The sequence below is a fragment of the Rhodonellum sp. genome (genome assembly GCF_030656585.1).
Classification (GTDB): Bacteria; Bacteroidota; Bacteroidia; order Cytophagales; family Cyclobacteriaceae; genus Rhodonellum; species Rhodonellum psychrophilum.
This window is the reverse complement of sequence record NZ_JAUSPP010000080.1, coordinates 234995-257365: the sequence shown is the minus strand read 5'-3', so window position 1 is coordinate 257365 and position 22371 is coordinate 234995. Positions and strand designations below refer to the sequence as shown.

Annotated in this window: 16 protein-coding genes; 5 read left to right on the top strand and 11 right to left on the bottom strand. The window is 42.3% G+C overall.

What is annotated here, in order from left to right:
• Positions 1 to 19: 19 nt before the first annotated feature.
• From Q7J63_RS20300 to pdxA, 4 genes are all read right to left on the bottom strand, one after another.
• Positions 20 to 1018 (bottom strand): beta-ketoacyl-ACP synthase III, encoded by a 999-nt coding sequence (locus Q7J63_RS20300; protein ID WP_019597107.1) that lies wholly within the window; start codon positions 1016 to 1018, stop codon positions 20 to 22.
• A gap of 301 nt (positions 1019 to 1319) precedes the next feature.
• Entirely contained in the window at positions 1320 to 1511 is a 192-nt protein-coding gene (rpmF, locus tag Q7J63_RS20295; RefSeq protein ID WP_019597106.1) for a 50S ribosomal protein L32, read from the bottom strand.
• Between the two features lie 16 nt (positions 1512 to 1527).
• Positions 1528 to 2100, bottom strand: a complete 573-nt coding sequence (locus Q7J63_RS20290; RefSeq protein WP_304888820.1) for a DUF177 domain-containing protein — start codon at positions 2098 to 2100, stop codon at positions 1528 to 1530.
• Positions 2101 to 2280: 180 nt separating this feature from the next.
• On the bottom strand, positions 2281 to 3306 hold the full coding sequence (gene pdxA, locus Q7J63_RS20285) for a 4-hydroxythreonine-4-phosphate dehydrogenase PdxA (protein WP_304888819.1): 1026 nt from the start codon (positions 3304 to 3306) through the stop codon (positions 2281 to 2283).
• Between the two features lie 197 nt (positions 3307 to 3503).
• Here pdxA and rsmA point away from each other — a divergent pair, with 197 nt between their 5' ends.
• From rsmA to Q7J63_RS20260, 5 genes are all read left to right on the top strand, one after another.
• Entirely contained in the window at positions 3504 to 4286 is a 783-nt protein-coding gene (rsmA, locus tag Q7J63_RS20280) for a 16S rRNA (adenine(1518)-N(6)/adenine(1519)-N(6))-dimethyltransferase RsmA (protein WP_019597103.1), read from the top strand.
• Positions 4274 to 5641, top strand: coding sequence for a magnesium transporter (mgtE, locus tag Q7J63_RS20275; protein ID WP_304888817.1), 1368 nt, complete (start codon positions 4274 to 4276; stop codon positions 5639 to 5641). Before rsmA ends, mgtE begins: the two co-directional genes overlap by 13 nt.
• Positions 5642 to 5730: 89 nt before the next feature.
• Entirely contained in the window at positions 5731 to 6660 is a 930-nt protein-coding gene (locus tag Q7J63_RS20270) for an NAD(P)-dependent oxidoreductase (RefSeq protein WP_019597101.1), read from the top strand.
• 364 nt (positions 6661 to 7024) lie between these two features.
• Positions 7025 to 7498, top strand: coding sequence for a transcription elongation factor GreA (gene greA / locus Q7J63_RS20265; RefSeq protein WP_019597099.1), 474 nt, complete (start codon positions 7025 to 7027; stop codon positions 7496 to 7498).
• A 51-nt stretch (positions 7499 to 7549) separates the two neighbouring features.
• The gene (locus Q7J63_RS20260) at positions 7550 to 7948 is read left to right on the top strand and encodes an HIT family protein (RefSeq protein ID WP_019597098.1); all 399 of its coding nucleotides are present in this window, start codon (positions 7550 to 7552) and stop codon (positions 7946 to 7948) included.
• Between the two features lie 380 nt (positions 7949 to 8328).
• Here Q7J63_RS20260 and Q7J63_RS20255 read toward each other — a convergent pair whose 3' ends face one another.
• From Q7J63_RS20255 to Q7J63_RS20225, 7 genes are all read right to left on the bottom strand, one after another.
• On the bottom strand, positions 8329 to 9279 hold the full coding sequence (locus tag Q7J63_RS20255; RefSeq protein ID WP_304888815.1) for a carbohydrate kinase: 951 nt from the start codon (positions 9277 to 9279) through the stop codon (positions 8329 to 8331).
• A complete protein-coding gene (locus Q7J63_RS20250; protein ID WP_019597096.1) occupies positions 9272 to 10615 on the bottom strand; it encodes a sugar porter family MFS transporter in 1344 nt (447 codons plus the stop codon). Before Q7J63_RS20250 ends, Q7J63_RS20255 begins: the two co-directional genes overlap by 8 nt.
• Positions 10616 to 10772: 157 nt before the next feature.
• A complete protein-coding gene (locus tag Q7J63_RS20245; RefSeq protein ID WP_304888814.1) occupies positions 10773 to 12281 on the bottom strand; it encodes a glycoside hydrolase family 32 protein in 1509 nt (502 codons plus the stop codon).
• 189 nt (positions 12282 to 12470) lie between these two features.
• Positions 12471 to 14213 carry a RagB/SusD family nutrient uptake outer membrane protein gene (locus tag Q7J63_RS20240; protein ID WP_304888813.1) on the bottom strand — a complete coding sequence of 581 codons (1743 nt, stop codon included), beginning with the start codon at positions 14211 to 14213 and terminating at the stop codon, positions 12471 to 12473.
• Between the two features lie 12 nt (positions 14214 to 14225).
• A complete protein-coding gene (locus Q7J63_RS20235) occupies positions 14226 to 17375 on the bottom strand; it encodes a TonB-dependent receptor (RefSeq protein WP_304888811.1) in 3150 nt (1049 codons plus the stop codon).
• A gap of 719 nt (positions 17376 to 18094) precedes the next feature.
• Positions 18095 to 20854 carry a substrate-binding domain-containing protein gene (locus Q7J63_RS20230; RefSeq protein ID WP_304888810.1) on the bottom strand — a complete coding sequence of 920 codons (2760 nt, stop codon included), beginning with the start codon at positions 20852 to 20854 and terminating at the stop codon, positions 18095 to 18097.
• Between the two features lie 218 nt (positions 20855 to 21072).
• Positions 21073 to 22365: an acetyl-CoA hydrolase/transferase family protein gene (locus tag Q7J63_RS20225; RefSeq protein ID WP_019597088.1), complete on the bottom strand. Its 1293-nt coding sequence runs from the start codon at positions 22363 to 22365 to the stop codon at positions 21073 to 21075.
• Positions 22366 to 22371 lie beyond the last annotated feature (6 nt).

The following is a 22371-nucleotide window of genomic DNA, read 5'->3' as shown; positions in this document are numbered from 1 at the left end:
TTTCTGTCTAGTATTTAAATTATTTTGGGTCGTAGCCCCACTTCAGGAAAATAGATCCCCAGGTAAATCCACCGCCAAAAGCGGCAAGGATGATATTGTCTCCTTTTTTCATTCTGGATTCATAATCCCAAAGACAAAGGGGAAGGGTTCCTGCTGTGGTATTTCCGTATTTTTCAATGTTCATCATGACTTTATCCATGCCGATTCCCATTCGGTTGGCGGTTGCATCAATGATTCTTTTGTTGGCTTGATGGGGGACAAGCCAAGCTACATCCTCCGCTTTCAGGTTGTTTTTGGTCATTATCTGGGCACTTACTTCTGCCATGTTGGTTACCGCGAATTTGAAAACGGAAGAACCTTCTTGGAATGCAAAATGCTCTCTGGCAGCTACTGTTTCAAGGGTGGCAGGTTTTCTGCTTCCGCCTGCTTTCATATGAAGAAAGGGAGCTCCAGATCCATCGGAATGCAACATGGAATCCATTATTCCAATGTTTTCAGTTGTGGCTTCCAGCAATACGGCTCCGCCTCCATCACCAAAAATAATGCAGGTAGACCTGTCTTGATAATCTACGATAGAAGACATTTTATCCGCCCCTATTACGATCACTTTTTTGTGCATGCCTGTTTCAATAAACTGGCTGGCAATGGTCAAAGCATATAGAAATCCAGAACATGCGGCCGAGATGTCAAAGCTGTAACTGTTCTTGGCCCCTACGTTATCAGCGATAATATTGGCTGTCGCTGGAAAGGGCATATCTGGGGTGACAGTGGCACAGATGATCAAGTCAATTTCTTCTGGATCAGTATGGGTTTTTTTCAGAAGTCCACTTACTGCTTTGGTCCCTATGACGGAAGTTCCTTGGTTTTCACCTTTTAGAACCCTTCTTTCCTTGATTCCTGTTCTGGAAACAATCCACTCGTCATTGGTATCCACCATCGTTTCCAATTCCCGATTGGTAAGGATGTATTCAGGAACCCAACCGTGGACTCCTGTAATTACTGCTCTGGTTTTTTCCATTCACTATTTGATTAAAATCCCAATCGCTGCCGAATGACAACACAATTGAGGATTTTTAAGGTGTTTTTTTATAAAGCATACTTTATTCCAAAAGGAAATTGCAATTAAGCTTTAAAATTATTTAAAATGACGCTTACCACCAAAGGTTTTTACCATTTGAATGAGGAAGATGGGATTATCTTTTGCAAAAATCCCAAAACCAGTCATTGTTAAATAAAAAAATCCATTCGAAACTACGGTTTCGAACGGATTTAATCAAACAGCTTACGCTATTTTCTTAATGTTTTGGATTTTGAAGAAGTTAAGCAAGAACTTCTTTTTCCATGATTACCTGACCTTTGTAATACAATTTGCCATCAAGCCAAAAAGCTCTGTGTGGCAAATGGAATTCACCTGTGGTTGGACATTTTGCAAGACCTGGAGCAGTTAACTTATAATGAGTTCTTCTTTTGTCTCTTCTGGTGTTTGAAATTTTGCGCTTAGGATGTGCCATCTCTATACAATTTAGATTAATCTTTTTTCTTTAATTTTTTTAAAACTTCCCATCTTGGGTCGAGGTCTTCCTTAGGCTCTTCGGATGCTTCCGTGATTTCGTCTGCATCGTCCGATTTCCTGTCGGAAATATATACTAGATCGCCATCGCCTTCAAAGTCCTCATCATCCATCTCTTCTAAATAATCCGGATGAATTTTCTTTGCAGGGAGGGCAAGCAGAATAAATTCATAAATCAACTGGGCTACGTTGATGCTCTGCGTGTCTTGGGGAATCATAAATAGATCTTCACTGAGTTCTTGTTCCTCAGGTCCGTATTTATAAATCACTTTTTCTACAGTTGAAAGGGGAAAATCAAATTCTTCCAAACTCCTGTCGCAGGTCAGCTTTACTGTTCCCTTAATCTCAAAATAAGCTTCGATAAGCGAACTTTGCTTATTGATTTGGATTTTAGCGCTCAGATTTCCTTGGCTTACAAAATCATTCGGATCAAAATTCCCGAAGAAATCATCCTTCACTTCAAAAGTGAAATCATGCTTTCCCTCCTTTAATTTTATGAGATCAATATCGTATGCTTTCAAGAATTTCACGCCTCTTCCTATTCATTTAAGACCGCAAATTTAGCGAACTAATTTAGAAATATAAAATTTGGTCTGAAATTATTTTGGGAATCTTTGCCAAACTTTCTCAGCAGTCTATTTCGCCACTGCCCAAACCACTGTTTTTCAAATCTTAAAACCCATTTTGAAGGCTCAAAATCTTTCCATGGATCAATTCTCCTCTTCTTCCCAACCTGTCCGGGATTTAATGATGTCATAAGCTTGAAAGATTGCAGCAGACATGGATCCCTCATTGGCAATGTTCTTTCCCGCGATGTTGTAGGCTGTCCCGTGATCGGGAGAAGTCCGGATGATCGGGAGTCCCGCGGTGAAATTCACCCCGGTTTCAAATGCCAGTGATTTGAAAGGAATCAATCCCTGATCATGATACATTGCCAAAACCCCATCGAATTTCTTCTGGTGCATCATCCCAAAAAAACCATCTGCCGGATATGGGCCAAAAACCAAATGTCCTTTTTCCTTAAATCCCCCTATGACTGGTTTGATGATGGTTTCCTCTTCATCCCCTAACAAACCGTCCTCACCAGCATGCGGATTTAAACCCAATACTGCGATCCTTGGCTTTGGGATACCAAAATCATGTTGGAGAGAATGAATCATGATCTCCAATTTCCCCTTGATGTTCGCTGCCGTCACCTGATTTGGAACTTCTTTGAGTGGGATATGTCCGGTGACTACCCCCACCCGGATACCTTCAGCCACCAAAAACATCAAGCTCTTATTGATGCCAAAGGCCTCTGTCAGATATTCGGTATGCCCAACAAATTTGAGCGCCTCGGAATTGATATTGCTTTTGTTCAGGGGTGCTGTCACCAAAGCATCAATTTTGTTTTCCTTGAGATCTGCGATGGCTTGGTCTAGAGCGGCAAGGGCAAGCTTTCCCGCTTCCTGTGTTTCCACTCCGGGAATTACTTCAGGACTTTCCTCCAGAACATTGATGACATTTATTTTTTTGTGATGGACTTCATTGATGGACCTGATCTGCATAAAATTGAAATCATCCATGCCCAAGTGTTTCCTGTAAAAAGTCAATGCCTTTCCATGGGCATAGATCACGGGAGTAATGATTTTATGGATGCGGTTGTCCATCAGGGCTTTCATGGTCACCTCGGCACTGATACCATTAATATCTCCTATACTGATTCCTATTATGGGTTTGTTTTTTCTTGGATTCATCAAAATTTGAGTTGACGTAAAGCAAATGATTTTGTGCAAAATGTTTCGGTATTCTTCCCAAGAATTTATTTGGAATCAATACCTTGTCAAAAAAGGGCAAAAACATTCGCTTTATCAAAGCAAATAATTAGAGACCCTAGCTAGAATTGTTTTAATTTTGACCTGCAATTTATAATAAAAATATTAGAGTATTGAATATGCAAAAAGTCAAACCTAAAAAACACCTTGGACAGCATTTCCTCATTGATTTGGGGATTGCCGAGAATATCGCCCATTCTCTCACTGGCCACCAAGGGGTGAAGAAGGTCTTGGAAATAGGTCCTGGAATGGGAGTTTTGACAGATTTTCTATTGGAAAAACAATGGGAGCTGTTTCTGGTAGACATTGACAAGGAATCCATTGCTTACCTCAACAATAAATATCCACAGATTACAGAGCGCATCATCGAGGCAGATTTTCTCAGAAAGGATTTTGCGCCGATTATGGAGGGGCAATATGCCATCATCGGGAATTTTCCCTACAATATCTCTTCCCAGATTCTTTTCAAGGTTCTGGAAAACAAAGACCAGGTGACGGAAGTCGTCTGTATGCTCCAAAAGGAAGTGGCGCAGCGAATCGCCTCGCCCAAAGGAAACAAAGATTATGGAATCCTTTCGGTTTTCCTACAGGCTTTCTATGATATCGAATACTTGTTTTCGGTTCCCCCGGAGGTTTTCAATCCTCCTCCAAGAGTCAATTCCGGCGTGATCCGATTGACCAGAAACCAAACCCAAAAACTTGATTGTGATGAAAAAATGTTTTTCAGCGTGGTCAAACAAGGTTTTGGAACAAGGAGAAAAACCTTGAGGAATGCATTGAAGGGAATGTCCCTTTCAGAAGAAATGAAAGCGGATCCCGTTTTGGACAAAAGAGCAGAGCAGCTGGATGTGGCCGAATTCGTGGAGCTAACCAATAAAATACAGAAATCTTGGAAAACATAAAATCTTTCGAATTATCCAAGGAGTTTTTGGAAAGCCTCCAAGAGGGGATCGAAAACCAACAGAATGATTACATCATCCAGTCTTTGGAGGGTGTCAATGTGGCGGATATTGCCGCGCTCCTGGACGAGCTCAATATGGAGGAGGCTATTTATGTCCTCAGATTGATGCCGTCCGATGTGTCGGCGGATATCCTGATAGAGCTCGAAGAAGATTCTGTCGTCAAAGTGATCAGGGAAATGGAAGCTTTCGAGCTTGCAAAGCTGATCGATCAGATGGAATCTGATGATGCCGTGGATATCCTCAATCTGGTGCACAATAAAGACAGGGAAGATGTGATCAGCCATCTCCAGGACAAGGAAAAATCCGCACATATCGTAGATCTTTTGCGATATGATGAGGACAGTGCCGGGGGATTGATGGGAAAGGAATTCATCAAAGCGAACCAAAACTGGAACGTGATTCAAACCATCGATGAAATCAGGCGTCAGGCAGAAAAGGTGGAAAAAATCTATTCGATCTATGTAGTCGACAATAAACAACACCTCCTTGGAAGGGTTTCGCTCAAAAAAATCATTCTGGCCTCCTCCGACACCAAAATCGCCGATATCTACGAGCCTGAGGTGTTCTCTGTGCCCACACAAATGGACCAAGAGGAGGTAGCGGAAATCATGCGTAAATACGATTTGGAATCCATACCCGTGGTCAATTCAAAAAATAAACTTTTGGGTAGGATTACTGTCGATGATATCTTGGATGTCATCCGTGAACAGTCCGAGGAAGATATCCAGGCGATGACGGGTTTTTCGAGTGATGTGGAAGAATCAGATAGCATCTTTAGGATTTCGAAGGCCAGGTTGCCTTGGTTGCTTATTGGGGTAGTCGGGGGATTGATGGGTTCTCAAATCATCGGTTATTTTGAGGATGGACTCAGCAAATACATTGCATTGGCTTCCTTTATACCCCTCATTGCTGCTACAGGAGGAAATGTTGGAATCCAATCTTCTTCCCTCGTGGTACAGACGCTTGCGGCGAAATCGGTTTTTGAGGAATCCATTCTCAACAGGTTTATCAAAGGTCTTTTGGTGGCTTTGGTCAATGGCCTGATGCTCGGCGCTTTTGTATTCTGCACCGTGTTTTTCATTTATGGTTTTGAGTTCAGGTTTGGACTGACGGTGGGCATTGCCTTGTTTTGTGTGGTGTTGTTGGCCTCGTTTATGGGGACGGTGACACCGCTGGTCTTGGACAAATATGGCATCAATCCCGCCATGGCTTCTGGGCCCTTCATCACAACGGCAAATGATCTTTTGGGATTGGCTGTTTATTTCGGTGTTGCGACCTTGCTTTTGAACCTTTAAAGGAGGTATAAAAAAAGGCAGGCCCAAAAAGAATGGATGCCGTTCTGAAAAAAATCATTCAACAATAATTTTCATAATCCCCAAAACCCATGAAAATTCTCATCATAGACGAAATGCATCCAAGTATCCATTCCTTATTGGAAAAGGAAGGACACTTGGTGGATTATAGACCGGAAATAACGCGAAAGGAGATAGAAGCAGTCATCGGAAACTATGAAGGCATGATCATCCGATCCAAGACGCCGATGGATAAGGCCTTGTTGGAGAAAGCGGTTGGATTGAAATTTATCGGCAGGGCTGGTGCAGGCCTTGACAAAATCGATTTGGAATACCTGGAGAAAAAGGGAATCAAACTCTTTACAGCAGCGGAAGGAAATCGGGATGCTGTTGGGGAACATGCCATTGGGATGTTGCTTGGTTTGTTCAACCATCTTTCACAAGCCGACGTACAGGTCCGCAAGGGTATTTGGCAGCGGGAGGAAAATAGGGGAGAGGAATTGGCAGGGAAAACCGTGGGCATCATTGGTTATGGGAACATGGGCGAGTCATTTGCCAGAAAACTTAGGGGATTCGATGTGCTGGTTTTGGCCTATGACAAGTACAAAAAAGGTTTTGGAAATGAATATGTGGAGGAAGTTGGTTTCAAGCGGCTTGTCGGGGAGGCTGATATTTTGAGCTTGCATGTGCCACTCACCGATGAAACCAGGAATTTCATCACCCCTGAGGTTTTGGAGCAATTTGCAAAACCCATATACTTGATCAATACCGCCCGGGGAGAAATCATTTCTTTTGACACCATCAACGAAGGCTTCGAACGAGGAATTTTGAAAGGAGCAGTTTTGGATGTTTTGGAAAATGAGAAATTCAACAGTTTTACATCTGCTGAACGCCTTGCTTTCGAAAAATTGGCAAGTAGGGAAAATGTGATGTTCTCTCCCCATGTTGCCGGATGGACTTTTCAATCCTATGAAAAAATCAATAAAGTACTGGTGTCCAAAATTGTTAAAGCCTTCAAATAACCAGGAGTAGGAAACAAAGGGGTTTAGAATTTATTTTAAATGGCTTGAAGTTTCAAAAAGCACTTCCTACCAAATCCATTTCTTGACTTTGGAAGTAGGGACTAGGCAAATAAAATGAATGGATTGGGAACAAGGATATGGCCGCTTTTTCGGCGGGTTCATTCATGATACGGCAAAAAGCATTTTCGCTTCGGCCTATCCAGTTTTGTTGAACCTCAATTTTCTTTTTTAAACCTTTAAATTGCTTAATCGTTTCTATTCCTTTATCTTTGTCATAGATAAATACAACGAACTATATGAAAGGCGGTCTCAGCAATGAGACCGTTCTTTTATTTTTCATAGCCATAGTAAAAAAAAATAGACCATGGGAAAAATACAGTATTACACTGAGGAGGGTCTGAAAAGATTGAAAGATGAACTTTTGACTTTGAAGACCAAAGGGAGACAAGATATCTCCAAGCAGATAGCGGAAGCTAGGGACAAAGGTGATTTGAGCGAAAATGCCGAATATGATGCGGCCAAAGACGCTCAAGGTTTGTTGGAACTTAAAATTGCCAAATTGGAAGAGGTGGTAGGAAACGCAAGGATCTTGGACAATTCCAAAATGGATCCATCTAAAGTTGGTATTTTGAGTACTGTCAAAATCAAGAACGTGAAAAACGGGATGACTGTCAGTTATACTTTGGTGTCTGAGGAAGAAGCCGACTTGAAGGAAGGTAAGATTTCTCTGGCTTCTCCATTTGGTATGGGTCTCGTTGGTAAATCCAAAGGCGACATTGCCACCATCAACGCCCCCGCAGGCCAATTGGAATTCGAGATTCTCGACATTAATTATTAAATTTTTATTTCCCGATGGTTTCTCCCTCGGGATTTTTTTATTTTTGTAACTATGGCAACACTCTTCACTAAAATCATCAACAGAGAAATTCCCGCAGAAATCATTGCTGAGGATGACAATTACATTGCATTTTTAGATATCATGCCTTTGGTAAAGGGACACGTTTTGGTAGTCCCAAAAAAGGAGACAGATTATATATTTGCACTCGAGGATGATCTATTGGCTGGGCTCTTTGTCTTTTCCAAGAAAATAGCAAAGGCGATCGATAAATCCATCAAATGTACCCGTGTTGGGGTAGCGGTGATTGGATTGGAAGTTCCCCATGTCCATGTCCACCTTGTCCCGCTCAGGACAATGGATGATATCAATTTCACAAGACCAAAAATGAAGCTTTCGAAAGAGGAATTGGCCGAAATTGCTACGGTGATTAGGGGCGGACTGGATTCCTAAAGATCTTTTGAATTGTAAAAAGAGTCAATTGGAAGGTTAATATTAAAACGCATAAAAAAAGAGAAACACGAAGTAAACTTCCTTTCGTGTTTCTCTTTTTTTTATTCCCCGGATGGGAATGAAACCCTTCAACCCGAAATATGCATTGGGTCTCCCAATGGGGCTGAAACTGCAAGAAAATCGAACTATTTAGAGAATTAGGCTTAGCACCGAATATGGTGAAGTCAGAAATCGCAAACAAGGAACAGATTATCAGGGGATTTCAAGATGGGATGGCGTTGGTGATGCATTGCCCGGGTTCAATTTCCCACGCTTGATTTCACCTTTGCATTTTTTTCCAAGGTTATGAGTAAATCGAATTCCATGCAGGCTTTCAGCCTTCAGCTAATTTTATCGATCTCCTCGATTCGATATTTGGGTGTCCCCCCTTTTTTGGTAGCGACAAAAGCGCCCAGTTTGCAAGCAAAATCCAAGATTTCTTCTGGGGATGATCCTTCCAAATAGGTCTTCACAAACCCACTTAAAAAGGCATCCCCTGAACCCACAGTGTCCTCTACCTGAACTTGATAACCTGCATGTTGGAAAAACACGCCCTTTTGGTAAAGCAATGCACCTTGGGAACCCAGGGTGATGCAGACCATTTGGATAGGGAAATGCTGGGTGAGGAATTCGCAAAGTTTTTGACTGACCGGAGAAATCCCAAAAGATTCTCCACCCTTGCTGTTTGGATTCAAATTGATAGGGAAGGCCGAATATTCTTCTTCCACAGAAATCCCGAAATGATCCGCAACAATCATCAATTCCTCTTCATTGATTTTGAGAATGTCCGTGAAACCCAGCACAATTTCTATTTTTTCGAAATCATAAAAAGGGGCTCTGAGGTTGATGTCAAAAATTTTAAGGGTTTTGGTGTGTAGGAGTTGATGAAGGGTGTCCCAGCTTTTATTGTTTCTCACCGAGAGACTTCCAAAAATAAACGCGGCAGCATCGTCCACCGCTTTCTTGTTTTCTTCCGTCAAGTCGATGAAATCCCAAGCCACCGGTGATACAATGGTGTACCTGATGTTTTCTCGATCTCTGTTGTCTACCACTACTTTACCGGTGGGGTGGACAGGGTCAGTTTGGATAAGCGTGGTGGGCAATCCATAGGAGGACACGAAATCCCTTAGGGCGATGCCTTTTTCATCCTCCCCCAATCGTGAGATCATCTGGATCTTGAGCCCGAGCTGCTGAAGATTCAAAGCAACATTCATCGGAGCACCTCCGGCAATTTCATAATCGGGAAAGCAATCCCATAGCATTTCTCCGAAGCAAACGACTTTTTTAGACATGGCTTTTTTGTAGATCTTTCTGGATTTCTTCCAAGGATCGGCCCTTTGTTTCGGGCATCTTAAATGCAACCCATAGAAGCTGGAGTACCATCATCAAGGCAAAGAAAGCAAAGATATTCCCCGCGCCGAAACTGTTGGCCACAAAAGGGAAAATATTGGCGATGACTGCTGCGAGAATCCAATGGGTAAAAGATCCCATGGACTGACCGAAGGCCCGCAGCTCGTTGGGGAAAATCTCAGCAATAAAAACCCAGATCACCGAACCCTGTCCGATGGCATGTGATGCGATAAATCCAAATACAAAGAAGGGAAGGAGGGAACTGCTTATAAAACCGCCGAAATAGCTGTAGGCCATGAGCGAAAGTGAAATAATATACCCAACCGAACCGATATACATCAATTTCTTCCTCCCGATCCTGTCGATCAGGTAAAGTCCCAGCATGGTCGCAACGATATTGATCGCGCCGATTCCGATGGTGGATAGGAGTGCATTTTCAGTCGAAATCCCGGCGGATTCAAAGATCCTTGGGGCGAAATAGATGATGGCATTGATCCCTGACATTTGATTGAAAAAGGCCATGAGGACCGCAAAACCACTGATTTTTTTGAATCGAGGCGTAAACAATGTTCCAAAACCCATTTTTCCTCGGATTTCCTTGCTTTCGGCAATGGCAAGCGTGATTGCTTCGTCGACCCCTTCCGGATCGGTTTTGGTCAATATGGCCCTTGCTCCTTCAAAATCCTGTTTTTTGGTGATCAACCATCTTGGGCTTTTAGGGACTTTGATAATCAATATACTGTAAATCAAGGCAGGGATCGCTTCAACCCCCAACATCCATCTCCAGGCCTCGGCCAAATTGGCCGTGCCGATCAGGTAGTTGGAGAAATAGGCCATCAAGATACCGAAGACAATGTTGAATTGATAAAGGGCAACTAACTGTCCCCTTCTTTTTGCCGGAGCGATTTCGCTGATGTACATCGGCGCTACAACCGATGAAGCACCAACGCCCAATCCCCCAATAAACCTAAAAACCATAAATGAGTACACCTCGGGAGCGAAGGCGGAGCCAAGGGCAGAGACCAGGTAGAGCAAGCCGATCCAAATCAGAGAAGTTTTTCTCCCAAAACGGTCTGCAGGAATTCCGCCAAACAATGCGCCCAATACCGTACCATAAAGAGCCATTGCCACGGCCAAGCCGTGGCTCAAATCACTTAATCCCCATAAAGCTTGGATGTCACGCTCGGCGCCTGAAATGACAGCGGTGTCAAAGCCAAATAAAAACCCTCCAAGCGCAGCCGTGATGGAAAGGAAAAGGACGTAATGTTTACTTTGCATGAATAATGATTATTTGGGTGAATGGCTAAAACTAGGGATAAGTCATGACTTTTTTAGATTTTCCATTCAAGAATGATTTATTTTTGAGGTTTTTGATAGAGGAAGTTCGTTTAGCCATAAGTTTTGATAAAAAAGGGAATGAACTCAATTCCCTTTTTTACCATATTGATTTGAGATAATGTAATTTGCTTTCATTCTCAAATCCAATCAATGTCACTTTGTTGTAAGGTGAATTTGGGAAAAGGATTTCGGTCAATACCAGTTCGCCACCATTCACAAAAATCTCCAAAGAGGACCTGTCCAAGAATATCCTGATACTTTGGATTTTTTCATTGGCAATTGGGGCCTGGTGTATCTTTCCGAAATCCCCTGAAAAATCCATTTTACCGGATTGGCTTCTGTCAAATGTCAAGACATCACCCTTCTTGGAAATAAGGACTTTTTCATTTGCTGCATTGCTGAATTCGATGCTGAAATCATTGGCCTTGGGTATAAGTTCCAATTCCACCAATTCTTCACGCAGCGCTATGTTTTCCCCTATAGCAGTTTCAGTGGAAGATCGGAGTTTTTCCAATTCCTTTATAGGCTTGGACGCTACCAAGAAATCATTTCCTTTTTTTATCAATTCCAAAGATCTTGGGACAGTCATGGCAGATCTCCAATTTTCAGTCGGAACCACATTGGCATAAAGCCAATTGCTCATCCAGCCGATCATCAATTTTCTTCCGTCCGCTTTAGGGATATTGGACCAGGTCACGCCTGCATAATTGTCTGCACCATAATCCAGCCATTTGACTTCGGTGCTTTCTACATTGAAATTGGAGCCATCAAAATCACCGATGAAGTACTGCGTCGCCGAGCCTCCATTGGGTCCGCCTGGATTGATACTTACAAAAAGCACCCATTTCACTTCTCCATCTGCTGTGGTCAGAGGAAATAAATCCGGGCATTCCCAAACGCCGCCATAAGCGCCCCAAGATGGGTTGAAATCACTCTCATGCGCCCAGTCGATAAGGTTGGGTGATGAATAAAAACTGATCCTATCCAAGACAGCCAAAGCCATGATCCATTGACCTGTTCCATCATTGGATTCTACCCAGGAAACTTTTGGATCCCTGAAATCCTTGATGCCTGGGTTTTTGAGAATGGGGTTGTTTTCGTGTTTGGTCCAGGTTCTTCCCCGATCCGTGCTGTAGGCAATACCTTGAGTTTGATAATCGTCTCTTTTGGCTTTTTCTCCTTCGGGATCATGATAGGTATAGATCGCGACCATGGCTGGGTTTTCGGATGTTCCCAATCCACTGGTATTGTTGTGGTCCACAACTGCCGATCCTGAGAATATATAGCCGAATTCATCCGGGAATAAGGCGACAGGCATATGCTCCCAATGGACCATGTCTTCAGATATGGCATGTCCCCAATGCATCGGGCCCCAAATGGTGGAGTCAGGATAGTATTGATAAAAAAGGTGGTATTCACCGTCCAAATACACCATTCCGTTCGGATCGTTCATCCATTGGGAAGGAGGTGAAAAGTGAAATTGGGGACGGTAGGCCTCGTTGAATTCCTTAGTGTTTTCATTAACCAGTTGGGAACCCTGTTGGTTACAGGAAAGAACCAGAACCAAGCAAACCAAGGTCAAAATATTGGTGAAATGTTTGATCATCTTTACGTTGTTTAAAAGTGTTGGAAAAAAAGCTGCTATCGCTACCCCTATAGGATTTCGATAGCAGCATTGAGGGATATAGGTTTGAGAATTTAGATTTTCTTTTGGATTAAGGGTTATTTAACCACCAACAAACTTTTCCGGATACATTTGAAATTGAACTGTATGGGATAAGCATAACGATTGGTTTTAATAGCCTGGATTTTGTTTATAAACTCCTTTGGTGAAATCAATTTCACGTTGGGGGATGGGATAATATTCATCCCTTCCTGCTGTAAATTTGGCATTGGCCAAGAAGTCACGTTTTATTTTTTCCTTATTCAAATAAGCATTCAATACCTCAGCGGCTTCTCCCCATCTTACCAAATCAAAGAATCTTTGACCTTCCATACCAAACTCAAGTCTTCTTTCGAATTTCAGGGCTTTCCAGGCATAATCTTTATTTGGAAATGATTCATAAAGCCCTACATTGTAGATATTGGAGGCTCCTGCAGCTAAAGGGCGTTCGGCACTGGCAGCGGCTCTGGCCCTGATCTCATTGATAATCGGCAAGGCTTCATTCCAACGGTTGAGCTGGATAAGAGCCTCTGCTTTGAACAATAAAACATCGGCATACCTGATAAAATCTATATTCTTGGACGTTCCTATAAATGGTCCCTCTTTTCTGTAACAGGAACAGTCGGGAGCTTGCTGCTCTTTCATATTGCCGAAATAGCCATATACACCTGGATCTCTGGCCCAGCTGAAATTATATACCATATCACCAGACTGGTTTATGGTGTTTTTGTATTTAAATGGCCTCCCAGGAACTCCAACTGTATGGTCAAGTCTTGGGTCCACTGTCACCCCAGCAGCCAGAGGGGTGGTGCCGTTCGGTAATACCGTGTTAAAGATGTCCTGATCATTGAAATTATCCAATAAGGGTAGCCCGTTGGAACCGGTCTTGAATGCATTTACCATATTTTGGCTGGCCAAATGGAATCCACAGCAACCATACAATCCTGTTCCATGCGGAGAATTTAATCCTGTAACGTAACTTAATCTGCTTACTACAGTACCGTCATTGATGGAAAACTGAACTGCCCAAATTGATTCAGGTCCGTTGTCAAATCCATCAAAGAAATTGTTTCCAAAATCACGCTCCAAGCCACCAACGACCTGATCAGCAAAGGAAATCACCTCTTCTAGTCGAGCAGTATTGATATTGACCACGCGGTGTTGTTCATCCTGTTCATAGGCCTGATACAAGCGTAATTTAGCCAAATATGCTGCTGCTGCACTTCTGTTTGCTCTCCCTACCTCATCCTGAAACTGTGGTAAATTGTTGTAAGCAAAAAGAAAATCCTCAGCAATTTTATTCCAAAGATCATCGTTCGAAACATCATTGGTCACTTGCGCTATTTCTTCCTGGGCTAATTCCTCGGTAATATAAGGAATTTTCTTGAACAGGGTTTTGAGCATAAAGTGGGAATGTGCTCTTAGAAAGCGAAGTTCTGCCTGTCGAATTGTCTTTTCGGCATAATCTTCAGCAGGGATGGAATTGATCACTGATAATGCGAAATTAGCTCTGGAAATGGCTTTGTAATAATTGGTCCAAGTACGTGGAGCCATCCAATCCCCTTGGTCTGGAATGGTAAGGTTATATTGTTCATACCGATCGATGACATCCACATCCCCCCGGCCACCTCCTCCTTTGTAAGCGTCGTCAGAGCGGACACTGCCATAAACCCAAAGACTGGTCAAAGGCCCGATCATTTCATCATTTCCGATACCTGCATAAGCGGCAATTACCAATGACTCCGCATTTTGGGGAGTTGCTACATTTTCACTCGAAAGCACACCTCTTGGCTCATATTCCAGAAAGTCACCTGAACATGATCCCAAGACCACAGCCGCCAAAAGCGCTATATTTTTTAATATGTTGTTTTTCATGATTTTTGGAAATTAGAAGTTTACATTAAGTCCCATTGAAAACACCGTAGGTACAGGTATCCTGTCCACATTTGTTCGCTCAGGATCAGAACCGATGTAGTTTTTGGGAGTAAACCAAATTAAATTTTCTCCCTGTAGGTATACCCTAGCGCCGCTCACAGCTCCCCATTTGGAGATAATTGATTCAGAAAGGGAATAACCGATTTGTAAATTCCTGATTTTGAAATAGGAATTGTTTCTATAAAGATAGTCTGATGTTCTTGTGTCATTGAATGCCAATGATGTAGAAGGGATATCTGTATTGGTGTTGTTTGGCGTCCAGGCGTTCAATACCCCCAAACCTGCATTTTCACGACCGGACACGAAATTGTTCCAGAAAATATAGGGGTCGAGCCCAATCCTTCCAGCTACCCCTGATCCAAATACAGCGAAATCAAAGTTTTTATAGCCCAAATTAATACCAATTCCGTATTCCAATCCAGGCAATGTGTTTCCTATAAAATCCCGATCGTCTGCATCGATTACCCCGTCATTGTTTAAATCCATAAATTTTATTCCTCCTGGTCTGGCTCCAACCTGGGTTGGGCTTGAATTCACTTCTTCCTGACTTTGGAACAAACCATCGGTTTTAAAGCCAAATATTGAAAATTGTGATTGGCCGATGATCGAGTTTTCTGCAGTACCAGGGAAAGCAGCCCTGACTTCCTCAGGCAAAAAGGTGATCCTATCTTTGAATGCGCCGAAGTTAGTGCTTACGCTTAAGGAAAGTCCGTTTTCATAGGTCTTGGCATAGTTCAATGCCAATTCCCATCCCTTGGTTGAGGTGGAGGCGCCATTTAAAACCCTTTGTTGGCCCTCTCCTATGGCAGAAGCAATGGGAGGTCTTGTCAAAATGTCGCTGGTATTTCTAGTGAAAAAATCAAAAGAACCTGTCAGCGCAAAATTAAAAAGACTAAAATCAAGTCCTAAATTCCATTCCTTGGTTGTTTCCCATTTCAAATCAGGGTTTTCAGCCTGAACGGACACAAAGCCTGAAGGGAGATTTCCTGTGCCATTTCCATTGATGTCATAAGCCGTTCCCACGTTGTAATAGTATTCGAAAAATCCCCCGATAAATTGGGATTGATTGGAACCATATCTGGATTCGTACAAACCAAAACGTGCCAGATCGCCGATTTCTTGGTTACCAACCTCACCATAACCTGCCCTGAATTTTAAGTCAGAAAGTTTTTTGATGTTTTTCAGAAATGCTTCCTCACTAAGTCTCCAACCAATGGTGGCCGCTGGAAAAACACCATATCTGTTGTTTTTACCAAATCGTGAAGAGCCATCTCTTCGAATCGTAAACGAGGCAAGATACTTGTCTTCCAAAGCATAATTCAATTTCCCAAATTGGGATAGTAGTCTGCTTCCTGTTACTCGACCAGTATTGGTTTTGGCTCCAGTGGCTGCGTCAAGAACAAAATAGGATTCTGTTTCCACAGCAAACCCATCAGCCATTGACATGATGCTTGAAAAGTCATCCTTTATGGACTCGGTACCCAATAAGGCATCAAACCGATGTTTACCCACACTCAGTTTGTAATTCAGGATATTGGAAAACACCAAACTTGAAAACTCATTGGTATCATGAATCAATCTGTTGTTGTTCCTTGTGATAAATCCATTGTTGACTTTCGGTTCGATGTCTTTTCTATGAAAAGCATTGTAATCTATTCCTAAACTGGATTTAAAACTCAGGTTTTCCAATATTTCCCACTCCGCAAATACATTTCCATAGAAGTTGTTTTTACGGTTGTTGTCCCATCTATTGAGGTATTGCATCAATACAGGGTTATTTCTGTCCGAATATCCTGCCCCAATTGGGCCTGCAAATTCGCCATTGTTGTCCCGAAGAGGTATGGTGGGCGCTAGGGTAATCGCTAATCCGGGAGTTGGCGCATTTCCAACATCCCCTGAAGCCAATGTTTCTTCAGAAGTTGAAAACTGGGAATTTACACCAAACCTCACTTTATCATTGAACAACCAGGTGTTCGCATTCAACCTTCCGGTATACCGCTCGTAACCTGTGTGTTTTAATACGCCCGTATTTTTTAAATGTCCAAGATTGATCATCAATGATGATTTTTCTGAATTGGTGGACACTGTTACTTCATTATTGAATACATAGCCGGTCTTGTAGGTTTCCTTCTGCCAGTCAGTATCGCCGGAAGGAACATTTGGATTTCCTCCCACAAATGGTCTGGCGGAAACACTGTTGAGCACAGGGTTGTTGAAATCCCCATTCCAATCAAAATCATAGATCTCGCCATATCCACTTGTAGGGTCTGCTCCATCATTGACAGATGCCCTCCACAATACTTCCCCGCGCTGCAAAGAATTTAACATGTCATACCGTTGGTTTTTTTCGGAAAGCATGGAGACATTTGAGTTCACAGTTACCGTAAGCCGATCTGCCCCGGAGGCTTTGTTTTTGGTGGTCACTACTATTACCCCATTTGCAGCCCTTGAGCCGTAGATGGAGGAAGCAGAGGCATCTTTGAGTATTTGGATCGACTCAATTGCCTCAGGATTTAAGCTTGCAAACACTTCCTGACGCTTTGTCGGTACACCATCAATAACATATAAAGGATCATTGTTGCCTAAAGTAGAAGTACCTCGGATCAGGACCCTACTGCTCGTCCCGGAAGGGTCACCGGATTTTTCTATCAACAGGCCAGGTACCCGGCCCTGAAGGGCTTGCATGGGATTACCAGAGCTCATGCTTTGGCCTTTGATGGGTTCCAGATTTACTGCGACTATGGCGCCGGTCATGTCTGCTTTTCGCTGAGTACCATATCCGACGACAACTATTGCTTCCATTTCCGAGATATCTTCTCCAATCGAAACATTAATAATGCTTCTGTTCCCCACATTTTCCGTTAGTGTTTCATATCCAATGAAGGAAAACAGGAGCGATTCTGTAGGCTCAGCAGCAATGGAATATGTTCCATCAATGTCTGTTACCGTCCCTCGGACAGTTCCCCGAACTTGGACGGTTACTCCTGGGATGACTTCCCCGGTGGTTTTGTCAGTCACCGTTCCTGTCACCATTGCCTGCTGGGAAAAAGCAGGGACAGTGACCATCAAGGCGATGATGATTAGTAAAATTTGTCTTTTCATGATTTTAAGGGGTTTATCATTGTGGAAAATTGGTTTTTAGTTTAATAGATTTGGAATGAGTACAGTAGTTGAATTTTTTTTGGATAAGGTGTGATTGTCCACTTGCCGTGTATCTGTCTTGAAATATTTCGAATGGGATTACCCCTACTGGGGTGCAAATGGAAATTAAAAAAAAGGGTAAGGTGAAGACCGGTGAAATTTGGATAAGTAAGATTCCAGTGATCAGAAATAGGTGTGATAAACAGCCAAATGATACAATCAGCATCAAAAATCTTTTTCCAGTTTTACCATTTAGGAAATCACACCAAATTCCGAAAATGAAATTGGAACAGCCAAACAATGTTGTTCCAAAAAATGATTCTTTACTTAAGGAGACCACCCCTTTGATGTAAAAGTCGTGGAATGCATTGAGTGTTCCCGCAAGTGCGTTTATGAGTCTGATTGGACCCGAAACCACAAGGGTACTTAAGCAGATTAAAAATCCGCTAATTGAATATATTGTAGAATAATATATGGTTTTTTGGCTCATGGTTTATTGTTACCTCTAAACTATGAGCTTTTAAAAAAATTAAATTTTAAACCCGTTTCCAATTTTTATAAAATCGTTCCAGGGATCTATTTTAAAATAAAAAAGGCTGTTTAAGCGCAATGCAAACGTTATAAAAGATTTTAAATCGTCATTTATATTTTCATTTTTGTTTCAGTGTTTCAAAATTGTTTCATTTTTTGCCTTGGGTTTGGTTTTCGCGATATTCGGATGGGGTTATTCCAAATGCATTTTTGAATACGGTGGAAAAATATGCAGCAGTACTGAAGCCCACTTTAAACGAAATATCAGCGATGCTTCCGGAATCATTGATCAATAAATACTTCGCTTTTTTGAGTCGAACCTTGGTGATGTAGTCGTTTACACTGTAGCCTAAGACAGTTTTTGTCTTCCTATACAGTTGGCCTCTGGATAACCCAATTTCTTTGCAGATTTCATTGACACCAAAATGGGGATTGCTTAAGTTCTCCTCAACCAACGATGTAAAAGCTTTATTGAATTTCTTGTCACTATTCAAAGGATTTGCTTCCCTTGGCAATTCGTGCAGGAAATGTTCCTTCAATTGGTTTCGATTGGATAGGATTGTTTTAATACGCTCCATGACAAAGGAAATACTGAAGGGCTTGGTGATATAATCATCAATTCCTGTCTTAATTCCTTTTAACATATCCTCTTCGCTGGATTTGGCAGAGATTACGATGATGGGAATTGAGGAAGTTTGGGGTGTTGCTTTCAGTTTTTTTATCAGTTCCAATCCATTCCCGTTTTTGAGCATGAGATCACAAGTGATTAAATCTGGAATTTCATCTAAAGCAATTAGAAAAGCTGATGAAGTATCCTCAGCTTCCAAAATCCTGTAGGACGTTTGGAGTTTATTTTTGAGGTAGTTTCTGATTTCCAAGTCATCCTCAATGATCAAAACAGTATTTTTCAAGTCCGGTGGCTCATTTTCAATGGGGAATGAGTCGTCTTGTTCAGGCAAAAATGATTCAAAATCAAGAATTTGATCTTGAATCAGGTCCGAGAACAATTCCTCAGGTTCAAAATGGCTTTTACCCATTTTGAACCTGAGTAGGAATACCGTTTTTTCACCCATTTCTGATTTGAGGTCAATGGTCCCATGTTGAAGTTCTACGAGCTCTTTGGATAAAGCGAGACCCAGACCGGAACCGGTTATTCTCGTCCCGGATTTCCCTTGGTAAAACCTGTCAAAAGCATGTTCGGTTTCTTCTTTGTTCATTCCGGGTCCGGTATCTTCCACTGTAATCAAAACTTCATGTTTCAAGGGATCTTCTTCTACATTTACCAAGATTGTCCCTTTTTTTGGAGTGAATTTGAACGCATTTGAAAGAAGATTGAACATTACTTTGTCCATCATGCTTGGATCAAACCACAATTTGATTTTTGGATTTTCGCACACCAGACGGAAATGTATCTGATTGTCTTTTGCAGATTTATTGAACACAGACATGATTTCCTCCAAAAACGGGGGCAATACCTGCTCTGAAACCTTTAATTGTAATTTCCCAGAATCGATTTTCCGAAAATCCATCAATTGATTTACCAGTCTGAGCAACCGGAAGGTGTTTTTACGCACCATCAATAAATCGTTTCTAAAGGGCGCGGCATCTTTGCGATGGATCAATTCCTCTATCGGCCCTTGGATGAGGGTAAGTGGCGTCCTGAAATCATGGGAAATATTGGTGAAGAATTCCAATTTGTATCGGGTAGCCTCTTCGGCTTTTTTGGAAAAAGACAAGACTTTTTCCTTCTGCTCATTGACTTCCTTGTTTTTTCGCTGCAATTCTCTGTTTATTTTTTGTTTATCCTTAAGGGATTTGAAAACATATGCCAATGATACGATGGCAATAAATAGGGTTATTCCAAACACAATCAGCAATCCTCTTTGACTTTTGTAAATTTTCAATTGACTTTCGATCATTTCCATTTGCCTGAAAATGCTGGATTGTTGATTGATGATCCGATCCGTCTGCTGTTTCATGATCCGGATGTTGGAGGCATCTACTGCGGCGGTTTGAAGAATATTCTCTTTTTCAAAGGAATCTCCAGCCAGTATTTTTGCGGCAACTTCAATGGCTTTATCCCCACCGGTTGGATAAAAAAAAGTGGCATCCAATACCCCGTCGGTAATGGCCTGAATTCCTCCGTAGGGCCCGGGAAGTGCATCGACCCCCACAAATATTTTGCTCGGTAAATTCAGTTCCCGCGCAATTTCATTGGCTCCAATCGTCATGACGTCATTGTGCCCGAAGACCAAGTCAAAACCAGGGGCATTGGCCTGAAGCAAATATTCCTTTAGTCGTATCCTTGCCGTGTCCTTTTCCCACTCGCCATCTATTTGGGAAACGATTTTGATTTCTGATCCTTCAAGGGATTCCATCAATCCCCTGTGCCTCTCTTTGGCAGGGGAACTTCCTCTTAATCCCCAGATTTCAAGAATACTGCCTTTTCCATTGAGCAGGTTTTTGATGTACTGACCTGCTGTAATCCCGATTTCGTAATTATCACCGCCTATGTAAGCTGAATATAAGTTTGAGTTTATTTTTCTGTCTACGACAATCACCGGAATACCGGATTGATACATTTCCTCTACAATAGGTGTGATGGGACTGGACTCATTGGGGGAGACTATCAGCAAATCCACACCTTGCCTCTGAAATTCTAGGATTTGTTCGATTTGTAACGCATTGTTGCCTTGGGCATCCTTGATCTCCAAACTTAAATCAGGATAAAATGACAGTTCCCGGAACATTTCTTCCTGCATGGTCTTTCTCCAAGCATCATTGGTTACACATTGTGAAAAGCCTATTTTAAATTTTTTTTCTTGTGGATTTTCACAGGAGCAAAATCCAACAATCAACAAAAACTGAAGAAAAAGCATTGGGAAATGTTTTGCCAAGGATTTTTTCATTTAATATTTTGGGTTTTTATGCATTTTCATGAATTCCATTTCAAGTTCCTGAAAAATTTCCGTTAAAAAAAAATGGCCTTTGAAGAAAAGATCTTCGAAGGCCATTCAAAATGGATTAAAATTAATATTGCTTATTCCGAGTTTGAAGTGAATCGAGCGCTCGAGTTTGAAAAACCCAACTTTCCCTTCAAACAAGAGGTGCTCATCCCGTTATTTAGTTACCTCACAGGGTAAAGAAAACTGCCAAACCTTTCTACAATTGATCTTTCGAGACTTTCGCGGTGGTCTGGATGTGCGATGCGCATCAGTTCGTAGGCACGCTGGCGGAGATTTTTCCCGTAGAGGTAAGCGACTCCATATTCAGTGACCACATATTGGAGGTGGGCTCTTGTGGTGACGACGCCCGCACCTTGTTTGAGATAGGGGACGATCTTGGTGTCGCCTCTTTTGGTTGTGGAGGATAGCGCCATGATGGGTTTTCCACCTACAGATAAGGATGCCCCACGCATAAAGTCCATCTGTCCGCCTACGCCGGAATAATGATAACTTCCAATCGAATCCGCACAGACTTGGCCGGTCAAATCCATTTCAAGACAACTGTTGATGGAAATCACCTTTGGATTTTTTCTGATAACTGCGGTATCGTTGACATAAGCTGCCTCATGGAAGGAGAATTCCGGGTTGTCATGGATGGTCTTGTACATTTCCTTCGTGCCTATGGCAAAGGAGGAGACAATTTTTCCAGGATGTTTCTTTTTGTAGGAATTGGTGACCGCTCCTGAAAGCATCAATTCAATCAAGCCATTTGAGAACATTTCTGTATGGATACCCAAGTCTTTGTGTCCTTTAAGTCCCTTCAATACAGCATCGGGAATGGCGCCAATCCCCATTTGTAGGGTAGACCGGTCTTCAATTAGTTCGGCAATGTACTGACCGATCTTGAGCTCTTTTTCAGTGATTTTGTCGGCATAATTTACTTCTGGTAAATCCTCGTCAACAGCCACTGCGGCATTGAAGCGGCTAAAATGGATATGCCCGTCACCATGGGTACGCGGCATCTGTTTGTTGACTTGGGCGATGATGATCTTCGCTGTCTCTATGGCTGGCTTGGCAATGTCTACGGATACGCCCAAGGAGCAATAGCCATGGCCGTCGGGTTCGGAAACATTGATGATGGCTACATCCAGAGGGAGGATATTGTTTCTGAACAAGTGCCCGATTTCACTTAGGAAAATCGGGACATAGCCACCTTGCTCTCCGTTGACCGCCTGTCTCACATTCTCAGAAACGAAAAGTGAATTCATAAAGAAACTTCCCCTACAATCTGGAGTGGCAATCGGCATGGCGCCCAAGGTGGAAATGGAAACCACTTCTACATTTTCCAATTCTCCTTTTCTTGCGGCTAGCGCATGCAGTAAATAAGTGGGGGTAGCGGCACTTCCGTGGATAAATACTCTTTGGTGACTTTTTACTAGTTTGACAGCTTCTTCGGCTGTGGTGTATTCGTACATGGTATG